Origin of the sequence: Oceanobacillus arenosus (assembly GCF_003369575.1) — a bacterium.
GTDB classification, from domain to species: domain Bacteria; phylum Bacillota; class Bacilli; order Bacillales; family Amphibacillaceae; genus Oceanobacillus; species Oceanobacillus arenosus.
The window spans coordinates 7,799-22,748 of the sequence record NZ_PIOC01000025.1; the positions used below are offsets into that span (position 1 = coordinate 7,799).

The window sequence follows — 14,950 nt, forward strand, 5'->3', positions numbered from 1 at the left end:
TTTTTCTTTCCCATCCATGTTTCTAGTTATCCTATATTCTTTCCTATTGTAAATACCATAATTCCCCTGCTTTTTCATTAAGTTTTCCCTTTATATGCACCATATGTTCACTTGTTTTTCCATTAGTTTCGTTTCTGTTTACAATAAAACAATAGGGCAGGGAAAAGAATAAACAATTCCCCTCCTCACCCTTTTCATAATTAATAGATATTTACCCCAACATATATTCTTCTTAGATTGTGTATAAATACTATAATTTGATATCTCTTCTTTTTTCTATAATCGTTACTTCTTCCTTTGGAACCCACTTTTCGTAATAATATTTATCTATCATTTTAAAATCATATTTTTTTGCTAAACTATTATTTCCAGTCCCTAGAGAGACTTTTCCATTCCGTTCACGAGGACTTATGTCAAATTGATGCCCCTTATATTCTGCTATTGGTTCTATTGTGTAATAATCTGTTAACTCTTCTAATTTAATTCTCTTTTTATATGCACCAGTTCCGTGCTTATCGATAAAACCATCTCTGACTTTCGATAAATCTCTCGTACCTATATAAAGATTTCCATCCATAGCTCTAGTTAATATATATTCTGTCCCGTTATAAATTCCGTAGTGTCCCTTTTTTATCATTATTATCAGCACTCCTTCTTTCCTTATATTTTTTATTCCTTAATATACTCCGTCAACTTAAAACCCAGTTAGAAACTAATGCTATTTTAATGGTTGAAAACGGCCTAACTCATAAATAGCCAATAACCTTTCTTTACCATTTTCAATTATATATAATTCTGCACCATCTTCTGGAATATATCTACCTTCATATTTCCACTCCGGAATAACTTCTCCGTTTCTTGAGCCTGTAAACCCATTAAGAGTACAAGGAGGTCCATCATCATTATTCCCTCCTAATCTCTTTCCGGTTGGAATTTTAAGTTGATCTTCATTTATGTTTATAGAATTAAATTTGATTTTCCCGTATGTAGTCCCACCTTCTGGAAATGGTCTCCACCCATCTGGGAAAGAATAATCTAATCGGAAGGATTCCACTACATCATCATAGCTTTTGATATGATCGACATCATCAGCCTTTGCAAGATAACCTCCTAACTCATAATAATCTCCATTTAAATATTTCTCTATGTCATGAGCAGGTATTGTTTTTTGCAATATTGTATCTGGAGTAGGCCTTGGAACCGATTCTCTTATTTCTTTCATAATGACGAGTTCTGTCTCGGTTAGTTCGTCAATTGGTTTTAATTTTACTTGTTGAAATTTTTCTATGTTCCAATCGTACTTTTGTAATATTTCACTTATTTGATTTTTAAAGGCCTTTGGCGAAACGGAAGGGTCTAGAACTTTAGTTACTCCGCCTATCTCCTCTCCTTTACTCAACGCATTCTTAACCTTTCCTTCAAAGAAATGTGTATTCTCCGCAGGTATACGGACGTTTCCAACCCCATCCATCGCTACCATATTTCGAGTCGGTATAATGTTCTTCACGTTCGTCCATGTAGTATCTGCAGCTCTCCCAAGCTCTATTGCATCTCTCGCTAATTTATCTTTGGCTAGCTTGGTCGTATCTTTTATCACTGCTTCCGCATTTCGCAAGCGAACACTCGATTGTTTACTAGCTTCAATCACCATGTTCCCAGCACGATTCAATTCTCGCTTAACACTTGTTTTTATTCCCGCTTTCAAACCAAATTGTCCCATATTCGCTGCTTGATTGGCAACTCGTACGCCACTACTGAATTTCTTGATTCCAGCTACACCAGGGATGATATCCAGAGGCGCTAATGCCCCGCGGAACCAGCGTTCGCCAGTATCTAGTTCTCTACCAGAACTCCAATCTTCCCCCGAGATTGCAGAGCCTAATTCTAAGCCACCATATACTCCTCCAAGTATCAAACCAGCTGGCGGACAAACTACTGCAACTCCGACAATGACAACCAGCGCAGCGATATTCACCCAGAATTCTTTGTTATGCTGTTGGTCTTTAATCGATTCGTATTCAAATGCATTCATATTTACAGCTGCCATTTGATATTCTTCGAAAGAAAATTCCTGTTCGGGATTTTGCGCCTTCCAGGTGTCATATTCAATCTTCAATTGGTCCCCATAAAAAGTATCCCCGCTGAACAAGTCTTCTAGGCTCACTTCGGTTTTAGGGACTTCCCGTTTTTCCTGCACACCTGGTCCATAGTAAATATATTGTTCCTCGGTCACCCCAATTCGATTTTTAGTTGTATAGCTGGAGATTGTCGCATTTCGCATTGCTTCTACAAATGCATCGATATCTTCATAGAATGGCTGATCAATCGTGCGGTCTACGATATCACCAACTTTACCTGTAAAGTTGTGCATTACTTTAAAATCATCAAAGAATTCCTGGTACTTACTTTCCCGGTCGATATGGGAAAAGGAAATAACGCCATCACTATCATATTTGCCGATATCGGATGCTGCGTCTTCCAGGTTCGCGGTAACATCTTTGAGGTTATCAATCATTCCTTTTCCCCAGCGACCTAACCCTACTAGATCGCCTATTCCTGATTTCATCTTCTCCCAGTCCGCTGCAATGTATTTTACATCCATAGTCAAACCTCCAATTTCGCAATGATCTGTTCTGCGACTGCTTGGTCTGTTTCTATCATTGTGTTTAGAATATCAATTACTAGCGTTGATGCCCGGACATAGTTATCATATAAATCCATTAACTTTTCATTTGCTTCTGCATAAACTTCTATTGCTTCTTTTGCCTTTCCAGCTTCATAGTAGTTCAGCTTTCCTAACTTGTTAATGTTGGGTGTTACATTGCTCTCCAGTTCCGTTATAATATCCTGTAACTGATTGAAAATGGTGGTCATCTCATCTGGGTTAAGGGTTATGTTCGCCCCTGTACCCCCTACTGCTATATTGGACATTTATTGTGCCTCCTTGTAAGGAAATTCCATTTCATCAAAGAGTACTTTTAAAAACCAGTATTGACTTGCATGATAATATTTTCTTTGAACAGCATCTACCATAATTAACTTTTCATTCTTCGTAAAAATTAGCCACTGCTGATAATAGGCCGGGTTCGTAATTTCCTGACGCGCTTCACTCAAATGAAACATTTCAAGATTGGTGAGCATATTACCTAGTTCTAATTGTTCCGTTTCATGTCTTTCTTGATGCGACAATTCCTCTTTTAGAAAGCTTTTTTCTTTTTCCTGAGGTTCTCTCGAGATAATCGGAAACTTTTCTCCCAGCATTTTTAAAACAATTGCTTTGGAAACGACAAATAGTTTATATAAAGATTGCTCTTCTATTTCGATCATTAAAATTAATTCATCATCATTATGCTCACTGAATGCAAACATCAAATTATTGATTCGAACGTACTTTTTACTCTGATGGTAATATTCCATTGCTTGAATAATCATTGCTCCAGCCTTTGTTATTTTCCCATCTGCTGTTAGGATTTCTTTTTCTATTAACCGTTTATGTGCTTCGTCAAATACTTCTTGCCCTCTTAATTGGTAAATCTGTTTTTCAGGAAGACCGAAAAGTACATTTCCTCCGAATGCTGCCGCTAATAAATAAAGTTCCGGTACACTAAATGCATCTGTTGCGTGATATGTCGTCATAGGTTTCTCACTTCTTTCACAGAGCTGTCCTTGCTAAAATCATCTACATAACGATCCAGATTATTTAAGGCCTTTTTTTGTAGCGCTACTGCTGACTTTAAATCGTTATGATACTGATAAATAATATCAAGGTAGCTAATAAAACTATCCCGCGACTTTCCACTCCACTTTGCAGATTGAACAAAAGATAGCAGCTGCTCACATTGCTGATAAGATGCATTAATGGATTTCTCCACTGCTTGTGCTGCTACTTTCGCTTCATTCAGTTTGCGACCATCAATTCTAACATCACCCATTTCTCATCCGCTCCAATCTCTCTTTCATTTCTTTTTCCCTCTCGGCTCTTTCCGCCTCTGCTTCTTTGATTGCCAGGTTTTTGTAATATTCATACCGCTGATAGGCTTGTGTAGCTGCATTCGCGAGTTCACTTCTTTTATTCTTTTCGTAATCAAAATACCTGTTTAATTCTCGATTTAATTCCTCGCGTTTTACCTCAAAATCATTGGAAGGTATTTTGGAATTAGATAGAAAAGGGACCGTATGAACATAACTTGAATATGCTCCCTCCGCTTCTCTAACCTTTTTGTCATGTTCTGCTTTTGCATCCTGCAATTTTTGATAGAGCTTATGATAGTCATCTCTTTTCTTCTCTGCGTCCGTTCTGAACCAACCAAACATATGAATCACTCCTTTATATTAAAAAGGTGCTGCAATTTTTATTTTTTCTGCCTTACCATGTTGAATATAATAAGCTTCATATGGAAGCAAGCCTTTCTCTCGATATGGTCGATTAACAACTTCCAAAATATTTTGATCCGATACTCTTCCAATAACGACACCGTTTTTCTGCTTCTTAACCATTTGCGTAATATCATCATACAATCGATCAATGGAACTGTGGACAGCTCCAATGATAAAGTGAATACCCATTCGTGATCCGTTTTCGATAAGTTTTGCAAAAGTAGTTTGAGCGGTTAACGACAAGGTCTCAATGACATATGATACGTCGGTTACTAACACGATCATAGGTCGAATCTCTTTGGTAAATTTACTTATCGTTGCTTGCCCATGAGCGGTATTCTGTACCTCTCGAATTGCATCTTGTCTTGCCTCAAATAGGTTTTGAACCCGCTCTACAAATTCCTCCAAAGCAGTTGCACCGTCTGCATAAATATCTACATACTCTTTATATTTACCAAATGTTACAGAAGCGTTATCTACCAACCCTACATCCATTCGTTCATTCATTGAAATACTAGTAATTAATGTCAAGAATGTTTGCTCTACAGGATCGAGTAAATCACCTAAAATTAATGTATTTTGATCCCTTGTTACATCTAGATCAACAGGTTCCACTACTTCAAAGTCTACCGCAAACGGGATTCCTCCCTCAGTAATGATAGCTTTCGTCTTTTGATCCTTAATGAATTCTGTATATAGTAGTTTTTCAGGAACCATTGGTATTTCCTCAGGCCGCTCTCCTGCCCAATACGCGTCCATTTCTTTCGCAATCTCTTGAATCGAATCAATGATCTCCAGTGCTCCTTCACCTTTCGTCGGTAACATTGTCTGAAACAATGCTGGTTCCTCCAGTTTAACGAGACCACGACCAGATATTTCTTCTAATTCAATATCTGTTCTTCCCACAATGGACCGCACTTCTGTTGATTCAATTAAGTAGAGTGCAATTTGTGTTTTTATGTTGGAGAGCAATGGCATCCGCATTGCACCTTGTCTTCCAGCGCTAATTGCCAAGTGTAAACCAATACTTGAGCCTTCACGTGCGATTTGTGTCATTAATTTCTCAAATTCCTCTGAGAAATCTGTATCGCGAACAGAATCAAAGTTATCTATCACGATGCATATGTTAGGAACCATCTCGCCACTAGCCTTCTCATACATCTCAATATTGGCTACACCATATTTACTAAGCTTCTGTTTGCGTTCTTTTATTTTATTTGATAATAAACGAATCAGTTTACCTACCTTTTCTACTTCATCTACTAAGATAGTATCCGCAACATGTGGAATGTTCTTCAATGGCAATAGACCATTTGTTCCAAAATCGAGTAAGTATACATGTAAATGTTCTGGATTGTGCTGACGAACTAAGTCCATTACGACCGTTTGTAAAAAAGTTGACTTTCCATATCCAGGGCTTGAGAAAACAGCGATATGTCCATCTTTCGATAAATCAAGTGTTAACGGTGTTTGTGCCTGTAATTCAGGTTGATCTAATAGACCAATTGTCGCTCTTAATGGCTTCTTCGGCTCGTGCCATGCTTCCTTAAACGATACTGGATGCAGGTCCTGAGCAAAAATCCGTTCTGGAAGGGGTGGCAGCCATGGACGCGCTAACGGCTCAATCTGCTGTTTTTCCGTATAGTCGGCAATATAATCAATTACTGCATCGAGTTCTGTCGGTGTTTTTTCAACTACTTCTTTATGTTCTAATCCACTTAAATCCTCTGTCAAAATATCATATTGTCCAAGATCATTAATGGCGTAAATGGTAGTATCCACATATTCCTGATCCTCTTTGTCAGGTACATAGTCCGCTCCACTCCATGCACTTTGAAATAACTCATAGATCTCGTTATTCCCTACTTGTAAATAAGCACGACCCGCTAACGTAATTTCTGCAGCGTCTGGTGTTTTTAGTATCTCATTGGAATCACCAGCATTTTGTACTTTAAGTGCAAGCTTGAATTTCGAATTCGACCAGATTTGATCGTCGACAACACCACTCGGCTTTTGTGTTGCTAGGATAAGATGTATCCCTAATGAGCGGCCGATTCTCGCTGTTGAGACAAGCTCTTTCATAAAATCTGGTTGTTCCGATTTCAATTCCGCGAATTCGTCTGAGATCAGGAATAGATGTGGCATGGCTTCCTTTGCCTTCCCTTGCTTATAAAGTTTTTGATATTGGTTAATATGATTGACATTATGTTCACCGAAAAGTCGCTGCCTTTTCTGTAATTCTGCTTTTATCGATGCAAGTGCACGCATCGATTGTGCCCTGTCCAAGTTCGTAATTGTTCCAAGTAAATGTGGCATGTTTTTGAATAAATTTGCCATCCCGCCACCCTTATAGTCAATAAGTAAGAATGCCACTTCGTATGGGTGAAAGTTAACTGCAAGAGATAAAATATAAGATTGAATAATTTCAGATTTACCTGAACCAGTCGTACCAGCAACTAAGCCATGGGGACCATGTGCCTTCTCATGTAAATTTAGCTGTACAATATCCTCCTTGCCCCGAAGACCGAGTGGAACTGCCAGGCTCTTGTATGTTTCATTTACATTCCAGCGTTCAGAAATTGCCAATTCTTCAACCTTTTCCACTCCATACATTTCAAGAAATGTAACACTTTCTGGTATTGAGTTCTTTAAATTTTGCAGATGGTTAATTGGTGCTAGTGCTCGAGAGATTACTTCTTTATTAAAACCTTCAGGAAAATGGTCTGGTGTAAATTCCTTATTTACAAGTTCTCCTTCTTCCAAAATGATTTTACCGTCATTCGAATCCCGAATATCAATTACCGTTTTTACATGCTCTGGTAATGCATGCATGACATCCTGAACAAATATTAGCGATACACCCATTTCACTTGGATCCTCATTAAAGAATTCCATAATCGTATGATCCAAAATTAATTTCTCATCTGTAATAAACACGATGTAATGCGGTGAAAAATAGGTTTTCTCATGTTTATTCGTGTTTTCATCCAGCACTTGCTTTCGTTCTTTCAATAGCTGATAAAGTGAATGAAGGACCTGATCCCGGGACCGCTCATGGTAAACAAAGCCACGAACATTTACATCCCGTACACTTGCGTGTGGCAGCCAGCGCATCCATTGCCATTCCTCTTTTTCTTCCTCTGGGAAAACCGTAATGAATTGTACATCATGATAGCTATGAAACAAGGAAAGTTGCATAATCAATAATTGCAATTGCTCTAATACGAGCTTTCTTTGACCGATATAGCCAACAGGTCCCTTCATTAAGGAAGTAACTACAGGCACCTCTTCAATCTCTTTATATTGTGAAAGTAATAACCTTGCAGCATCTACAAGCTCATCCTTTTCCTGTGTAAATTCCTCTTCATTAAATTCAATATCGAAGCTGGATTTAACCTTACCAAGACCAGTGCGAAAACTTAAGAAATCATGATGATACATCGTCTTTTCAAAAATGCGTGCTTTCACACCTACAGCCATATCTCTGATTTCTTCTACACCCGGATAATGAAACATCAATGCATGTCGCTGTTCTTCACTTGTAAGAAATAATTCCTTTGTCTTACGTTGTAAATAAGCCTTATAGCTCTCTTTTCTATCCTTCATATTTTCTTTATACTGTTTTACACTTTTCATATAGGAGGTGATGGAAAAAATAATCGTTACAACCGTCATTGAAAGCATTACCATTATGTATATGCCTCTTGGTTGAACGAGCGAAATAAGAACGAGCGCTGCAATCATAACTAGTGGCGGCACAATCGTTCGAGCCAATTGTTCGCTTGGTTTAGATGGTTTTTGAGATGGTTTTGCTATCGTACGTTTATCAATCGGTTCCCGATAAATGATTCTTGGAGAACGATGATAGTCCGGGTACTCCCCATCGTAAAGATTTTTCATTTCCACTAGCTCCACCAATTTGGTACGGAATTGCTTAGCAGTAATTACTTGAATCGTTAGATCATTAACAATGATGATCATACCACCCACAAATAATTGATCACCAGGCGCTAACGTTATGCTGCCTTTCTCGAGTGAAAAATTATGGTAAACATTTCCCTGTTGAATTTCTAAATGAAAGGCTAGACTCGGGTCTTCTCTAATTAAAACAAAATCCGCCATCAATTGGTCTGTATGGATATCATCATATTCATTTGCACTAAAGGTTACAGCTGTTTTGCCAGCAATATCATACAAATACGTTTCTTCTGCATTGATTAAATAAAAATCCATCGTTTGACCCGAAACCTCGATGCTTAATTGATCTTGAATTTGCTTCCCGTCTACATCACAATGGATTCCATCCCATTCCACTGTGTAGGAACGATCAATAGAAGAAAACGTAATCGAAGCTGACCATTCGTTGCTTATCGTTACTTGCTTTTGTATATTTTTGAATAAATGGCATTTATGCAGTTCATTATTATAGGCTATCATGAGTATTTTCATTGCCATCTTTTGCTTCCTCTCTAATCCAGTCTATCAAGGTTGACTTTAGCTCTCACTATTATTTGCATCTTGGTTCCCATTCGTTTCTTCTTGTTCCTTTGTGTTTTCTTCTTCCATTTTCGCATCCTCTAGTTGACCATCTTCATCAGGATCCAAGTTATAGTCTTCGATGTATTTGTTTAGCTGATCTCCAAGTTTATTTACTAAATCATCTCGTTCCGTACCAGACAATTCAGGATTGTTCTTCGCTTGTTCTATTTGCTTAATAAGACCATACATAATCAGTTGAGGATCATCGATGTATTTTGCCTTTTCTAAGGACTCTTCAAATTGCCCGCGCCCATTGTAAATCCAATAAAGCAAATAGTTCTGATCACTTTTCAAGCTGACATTTTTTAGTATGGATTCTTTTTCTCCTTCAGAAAGGTTCTCAACATTGATATATGAATTAGCTAATATGTATTTTGTTTGGTTCGGAAAATTCTCTGGGTTTTCCTTTTCTAATGTTGCTATCACGCCTCCATAATCTGTAGCAAGAAACTCACCATGAGATTCCAGCAATTTATTCTGAAAAGGACTATTAATAAAACCATAATATATGAGGGGGATAATTAATAAAATCGATACGATGATCATGATGATGGAAAGTCGTTTGAACAGACTAAAACGCTTGGTAGGTACTACCTCCATTGTTTTTTCTGTCTTCTTTTGTTCCTTTTTATAACTTTCATTCAGAAATGCTTTTAACGGAGCAAGTTCTCTTATTTCATTTACCTGACGCTCAAACTCCATCTCTTTTGCATTCTGCAATGACCCGTTATAAAGATCATCAAAAGTATATTTTTTAGAGAAGAGTGCAATAATAAAGCATTTAAATTGCTTCAAGAACGCAGATTCATCCATTTCATAAGGTGGGACCAAGTCACGAATTCCTCTATAAATTACCACAGGCATTAAATTATCATCGAATACGAGGTTATCCGGATGAAGGAAGAAATTTATTCGGCTGGCCAAATATCTGTCTAATTTGGTCATATTGCATAAAATCCGCAATTTTTCATTTCTGTTCAGTTCTTGAATCTGCTTCCACCGCTTTTTATCTGGATCCAAATAGAATGAAAAGAGGAATGAATCCTCTTCATCATCGATTGTAATTGGTGCAAATTGGTCAGAAGGGTCTTTTAGAAGATCCATCTGACGAATATCCTTCACGCTTGTATGCGATTTTGGCATTTTTAAATTCCAATTGTTTTTCTCTATCACAAACTGAAGTGATACGTTTTCAAACTGTATCGTTTTTTCCTTCATGGCCATTGACTCCTTCGCAAAAATACAGCTTAATATTTCCTTATAGTACGTGTTCAAATAGGAGGATAAAAAGGACCGAGCAGTTCGAGGCGGCGTAGCTCCCCGCAACGGGCTTCCACAGGACGTGGGCCGTTTTAATAGAAGTTCCTTGACTGTTTTAGCGTGAGTAGCGGAAAAGCAAGCCAACTAGAAACACCGATGTGTCATTTTTACCGGACTTTTTGAACATCCTCTTATAGAACCACTAATATATCCCCATCTGTTACTGGATAATCAATTAAACTATCATCATCTGTGATGAGCAGATCCTTCGTAATTACTTTTATGGAACAGCGTGCACTAGCATCATACTCGATATTTAACGTATCCATTACATTCTGAAGTAATTGTTTAACAGTGACTTGAATTGGAATTCGCAGATCATACATTTGCCCGTCATCTACTCGTTTTCTAAAATCCATCGTCACATTAATATGTGTCACTTGAGCCATTCTCTAATCTCCTAGTCCAGCATTTTCTGCATCATCATATAAATACCAGCACATAATACAATTGCAATTCCAATTAAAGTAATCAAAAACGCATTACTTAACCTCGAACTTTTTTCTTCTTGATCTTGAGTGTTTTGCGCTGCTGTAATGGTATATTCATTGGTAAATAGTGATTGCTTTATATTTGATAGTGTTACATTTGTATTTGCTGCTTCCATCGTAAAAAGCGATTGGTGTACATTTTCAAGTGCTTCCTCTTGTTCCATTTCTTTCTCTTCAATCCTCATATCCGTTTCTTCTGCAAATAAAGCAGGAAAGACTTTATCCAACTCTGTTTCCATTTGTTGTTTTCGTCCATCCTTGTCCTGTGTTATCCGATCAACTTTCATCCTTAATTCCCCATTACCTGAGGATTCCTTTTCTGCTGATGCTTGGTAGGGAACAAGAATCAGCAGAATAATAGATAATAAAAACAGTACCTTAACCGGCCTCAACTTCACTTTCATCATCTATATCTCCTTCATTTGACTTATTCAGAACAAGTAAATTAGCAAGAACTCCTACAATAATAATTCCTATTATCATAAGATATGATGATAGATAGTTTGCAGTATTTTGAGCGACACCAAATAATAATCTTTCAACATATTGCAGTGGAGATAGCGTTTTTAAAATATCTGTTCCTTCTATACCAAAGCCTAGAGCATTGGTGGAGAATAGATACAGACTAAGTATAATAAGCAGTAAAAACATTCCAGTCATTTTTAGCTGCCTCAATAAGTAAGTAGCTATAAGCAGCATACCTGTTATTAATAAAATCATTAGGCTTGTAAAAAGAATCATATTGATATTGCTGTTTGGCAAGAAATAGTTGGAAACAACGCCAATTACAATTCCCTCCATAACACCTATTCCAGCTGTTATTAAGGTAATTGGTGCATTTTGTCCCATTAATGTCGTGTCATCCGAAAATTGGTCCTTATCAACCTTTTTCTGATTAATCGTTGAGATCACATATGCAGTAAATAGAACAACAATAAAACCGATTAAAACTAGAAAATATGGCGTAAAGTTATTGTTAGAAGTAATCGTTCCCCCATTGCTAACCTGTACAGGATTAGATAGAAAGTCATAGAAGTTTTCATTTTGTCTTTCTCCTACCCTACTATTCGCAAGCACACCAGCAAAATTATCTGCAAACGCTTGATCCTCTATCACTTTATCGGTCATGTTTATCGATAATGTCTCTGCATCGCTTACAAGATTGACACCACTATCTTGAATTTCAGTTGCCTGTTCATCAATATTTTCAAACGTTTGATAAACCGTCTCGGCAGTATTTAAATTACCTTGGGCTTGATCAGCAAGCGATTGACTTGCTGTAAAAATAGTCTGGAATTCTTCGCCCAACGTCAACATTGCTGTATTTTCTCCATCATCATTTGCCTGGATTTCAGTGTGTTTTTCAATCAGAGATAGGCTGTTATCTCGCCAGTCAGCAACATTTTCTAACATTTCGCCAAGATTTTCGTTTAGCACCAATGCTTGATTAGAAGTTGCAACAATTTTTTCCGCCAGCGCTGTAGTACTTTGCTCCGCTTGTTCCACCTGTTCATGGAACATACTTATCTGCAATTGTAAATTTTCTAATGGTTGACGAATTTCCTTTGTTACCCCATCTGTTACTTGTGCAACGACATAATCTTTCAATAACTCCGCAATATCTTTCTCATTAAATAAATAGTAGAGTGAGGTATCCTCTTCCGTTGCCCACTCTTTCAACGCTTTTCCATTCAAATTATGACGTAATTCTGGATTATCCATATCTAAACCAAAGTAACTCTCATATAAGGAAAATAACTTCTGATATGGGCTTACAGTATTTGATACAGTATGAATCAAAAGTTGTGTTGTATTGTCCATTTTTGTAACTGGAGACATGACCACATGTTGAATCGTATTATTAATTACACTTACTTTCTCTATTGGAGCCTCTTCGTCATCATCTGGTTGATTCGTATCATTTTCTGAATCTGGAGGTGTTACAGCATCATCCGACCCTTCCTCAGGTGAATTATTAGAATCCGTTTCATTTGGATCTTCTGCTGGGATTTCTTCTGGAAGTGATGCAGGATTATCTGTTTGATCCACATCTTCTTCTGTTGCAGGGATATCTTCTGGATCATTAACTAACTCAGATGGAGCCAATGTACCAGAATCTTCGGCTTCTCCCGTTTTTTGGTCAATATTACCTTCTATGATACTTACGCTAGCAATTAGTGGTGATTGCGCAACCAATAAAGATGCATGATCAGGATTATCAACATCCGTAATATCTTCTTGATGTAATTTCCAACTCAAGGAAACAGGCTCATAAATATCAATCACACTGTTTTGATTTAATAATTGAAGTGTTACGTTAAGTGTAAATTCTCCTTCTTTATTGGCAGGAAGCTTTAATACACCATTCCCACTACTGTGATATACAGCGGTGTAGTCAGCTTCTCCAACACCTGGAAGAACTATGGACAAGTTTTTTACTGTATACCCCGCTGGAATATTTAATTCAAACGTTTGGCCTGACTTCTTATTTTCTGGCAATATCACCGTGTCACGGATTGTGACACCGTTCGTATTCAGATGTGCTTTAAAAGCTTTTATTTCCCTAGATAATATTTCCTCACCATTTCCAAGTGGGGCAACATACTCAATTTCTCTATTATATTTATTCGTTACTGCAATAACATTTTTTATTTCCGTTAATGTTTGTTCTGATAAACCATCCCCGCCAAAATCCTCTTCGTTTAAAGAAGGCAGACGTGAAATTTGCTCATTAATATAATTTCTGGCATTCTTATCCGGGTTTTCAAACAATGTATTAATATTTAATTGTTCATCTTCAACAAATGCGCTACTCATTACGTCAGATAATTTAGCGCTCACTTCTTCATGAAGCTTCTCCGGATTTAGCCTACTATTCAATTTCCCTTGTGTCTCTTCAACTTGTTTTAATGCATTTTGTAAATGAACTTGGATCTTCGCTGAATTATCGACGATATTCCCAGAGCTAGGGCCTGTTGATTGAGTGGAAATGAGTGTATTGATCGACTGCTCGCCCTTTTGACTGAACTGATGATTAATCAAAGCATTTGCTGCTTGAAGCTGCTGTAGCTGTACTTCCACATTACCGTCATTTAATCCACTATCAAACAAATTTAAAGAATCATAAAACCCTAGCAATGATGCACTGTTACTAGCTTTTAATTGTGATGCATCATACAAACTAGTCAGATACCCTTCACCTAGTTCAGCATCCTCAACCAATTGTTGTTCAAATGTTGCCATTATCTCTTCATATGTACTAAAGCTGTCAATTGACAATTGGGTATCATCTTTAATTGCACCAAATTGACTTGTATAATAATCTAAGGGACTGTAGACATTATTGTTATACGTAGTTGTATAGAGGGATTGCTGATCTATTATTCTTCCAATGTTATCTTGTGCATTTTGCAAATTTCCTATGATACTTGCAAAATATACATCTATAATTCGACGGTTGAAATCATTAAGTATATTGCTAGCTGTTTTTTCTGCTTCTGCTCGAACTCTTTCATTATCAGATGCGTTTATTTTATAATTAAGTACAACCTGTTCTGGATTTTCCAATTCGATTGACAGTGCCTTTGTAGAAAAATCATTCGGAATGACTATCATCATATCGTACGTATTACTATCCAGCCCACTCTCGGCAACACCGCGACTGACAACATACCATTCGTGATTATTATTTTTATCTACGCTTCTTACAAATGTGTCACCAAATGCCAGCTTTTCTCCATTAAATTCGGCACCTTGGTCCTCGTTTACTAATGCAATAGCCATATGTTGCGTTTCATTCTTCAGCTTGTTCTTCGCAATTGATTCAACCTCTTGATTAAATGCAAGATAAGTTAAACCAGATGCTAATAAAATAATCAGTATTAAGAACAATAGCCAACGCTTATCAATATATTTCATTTAAAATACTCAACTCCTGAACTCCGTTTGTTCTATCCATTTTAGAAAACTTAGGTTTAACCAAGCCTTTCGGTGACTGCCTTATTTTATACTTTCTTATCTACCAAAAAAGGAAGTAACTCCCCAAATCTTGTATAATGGCAGTTGATCAAAACGACCAAAAAGATAGAAGGAGCACTCCCTATGACCATTTTACGGCAACAAAGCTTAATTGGGGCATCCAAGAATAAGTAAAAAGCTGTTTAAGGAAATTTTTTTAAAGAGCAATTATGAAATTGATTCATCTGCTAAAATATGTAATTATT

General features: G+C 37.2%; 11 protein-coding genes. All 11 read right to left on the bottom strand.

Annotation, left to right across the window (positions count from 1 at the left end; translation table 11 throughout):
• Positions 1 to 250 precede the first annotated feature (250 nt).
• The gene (locus CWR48_RS16400; protein WP_115774409.1) at positions 251 to 637 is read right to left on the bottom strand and encodes a hypothetical protein; all 387 of its coding nucleotides are present in this window, start codon (positions 635 to 637) and stop codon (positions 251 to 253) included.
• 81 nt (positions 638 to 718) lie between these two features.
• Entirely contained in the window at positions 719 to 2,602 is a 1,884-nt protein-coding gene (locus CWR48_RS16405) for a hypothetical protein (protein ID WP_115774410.1), read from the bottom strand.
• A gap of 2 nt (positions 2,603 to 2,604) precedes the next feature.
• Positions 2,605 to 2,931, bottom strand: coding sequence for a hypothetical protein (locus CWR48_RS16410; protein WP_115774411.1), 327 nt, complete (start codon positions 2,929 to 2,931; stop codon positions 2,605 to 2,607).
• Positions 2,932 to 3,636, bottom strand: a complete 705-nt coding sequence (locus tag CWR48_RS16415) for a DUF5081 family protein (protein WP_115774412.1) — start codon at positions 3,634 to 3,636, stop codon at positions 2,932 to 2,934.
• Entirely contained in the window at positions 3,633 to 3,932 is a 300-nt protein-coding gene (locus tag CWR48_RS16420; protein ID WP_115774413.1) for a WXG100 family type VII secretion target, read from the bottom strand. Before CWR48_RS16420 ends, CWR48_RS16415 begins: the two co-directional genes overlap by 4 nt.
• Entirely contained in the window at positions 3,925 to 4,314 is a 390-nt protein-coding gene (locus CWR48_RS16425; RefSeq protein ID WP_115774414.1) for a hypothetical protein, read from the bottom strand. Before CWR48_RS16425 ends, CWR48_RS16420 begins: the two co-directional genes overlap by 8 nt.
• 18 nt (positions 4,315 to 4,332) lie before the next feature.
• The gene (essC, locus tag CWR48_RS16430) at positions 4,333 to 8,832 is read right to left on the bottom strand and encodes a type VII secretion protein EssC (protein WP_115774415.1); all 4,500 of its coding nucleotides are present in this window, start codon (positions 8,830 to 8,832) and stop codon (positions 4,333 to 4,335) included.
• A 39-nt stretch (positions 8,833 to 8,871) separates the two neighbouring features.
• A complete protein-coding gene (gene essB, locus CWR48_RS16435) occupies positions 8,872 to 10,134 on the bottom strand; it encodes a type VII secretion protein EssB (protein WP_115774416.1) in 1,263 nt (420 codons plus the stop codon).
• Between the two features lie 233 nt (positions 10,135 to 10,367).
• Positions 10,368 to 10,625 carry an EsaB/YukD family protein gene (locus CWR48_RS16440; protein WP_115774417.1) on the bottom strand — a complete coding sequence of 86 codons (258 nt, stop codon included), beginning with the start codon at positions 10,623 to 10,625 and terminating at the stop codon, positions 10,368 to 10,370.
• Positions 10,626 to 10,636: 11 nt separating this feature from the next.
• A complete protein-coding gene (essA, locus tag CWR48_RS16445) occupies positions 10,637 to 11,134 on the bottom strand; it encodes a type VII secretion protein EssA (protein WP_115774418.1) in 498 nt (165 codons plus the stop codon).
• Positions 11,106 to 14,645 carry a type VII secretion protein EsaA gene (gene esaA / locus CWR48_RS16450; RefSeq protein ID WP_115774419.1) on the bottom strand — a complete coding sequence of 1,180 codons (3,540 nt, stop codon included), beginning with the start codon at positions 14,643 to 14,645 and terminating at the stop codon, positions 11,106 to 11,108. The genes essA and esaA overlap by 29 nt, the downstream gene beginning before the upstream one ends.
• Between the last annotated feature and the right edge of the window lie 305 nt (positions 14,646 to 14,950).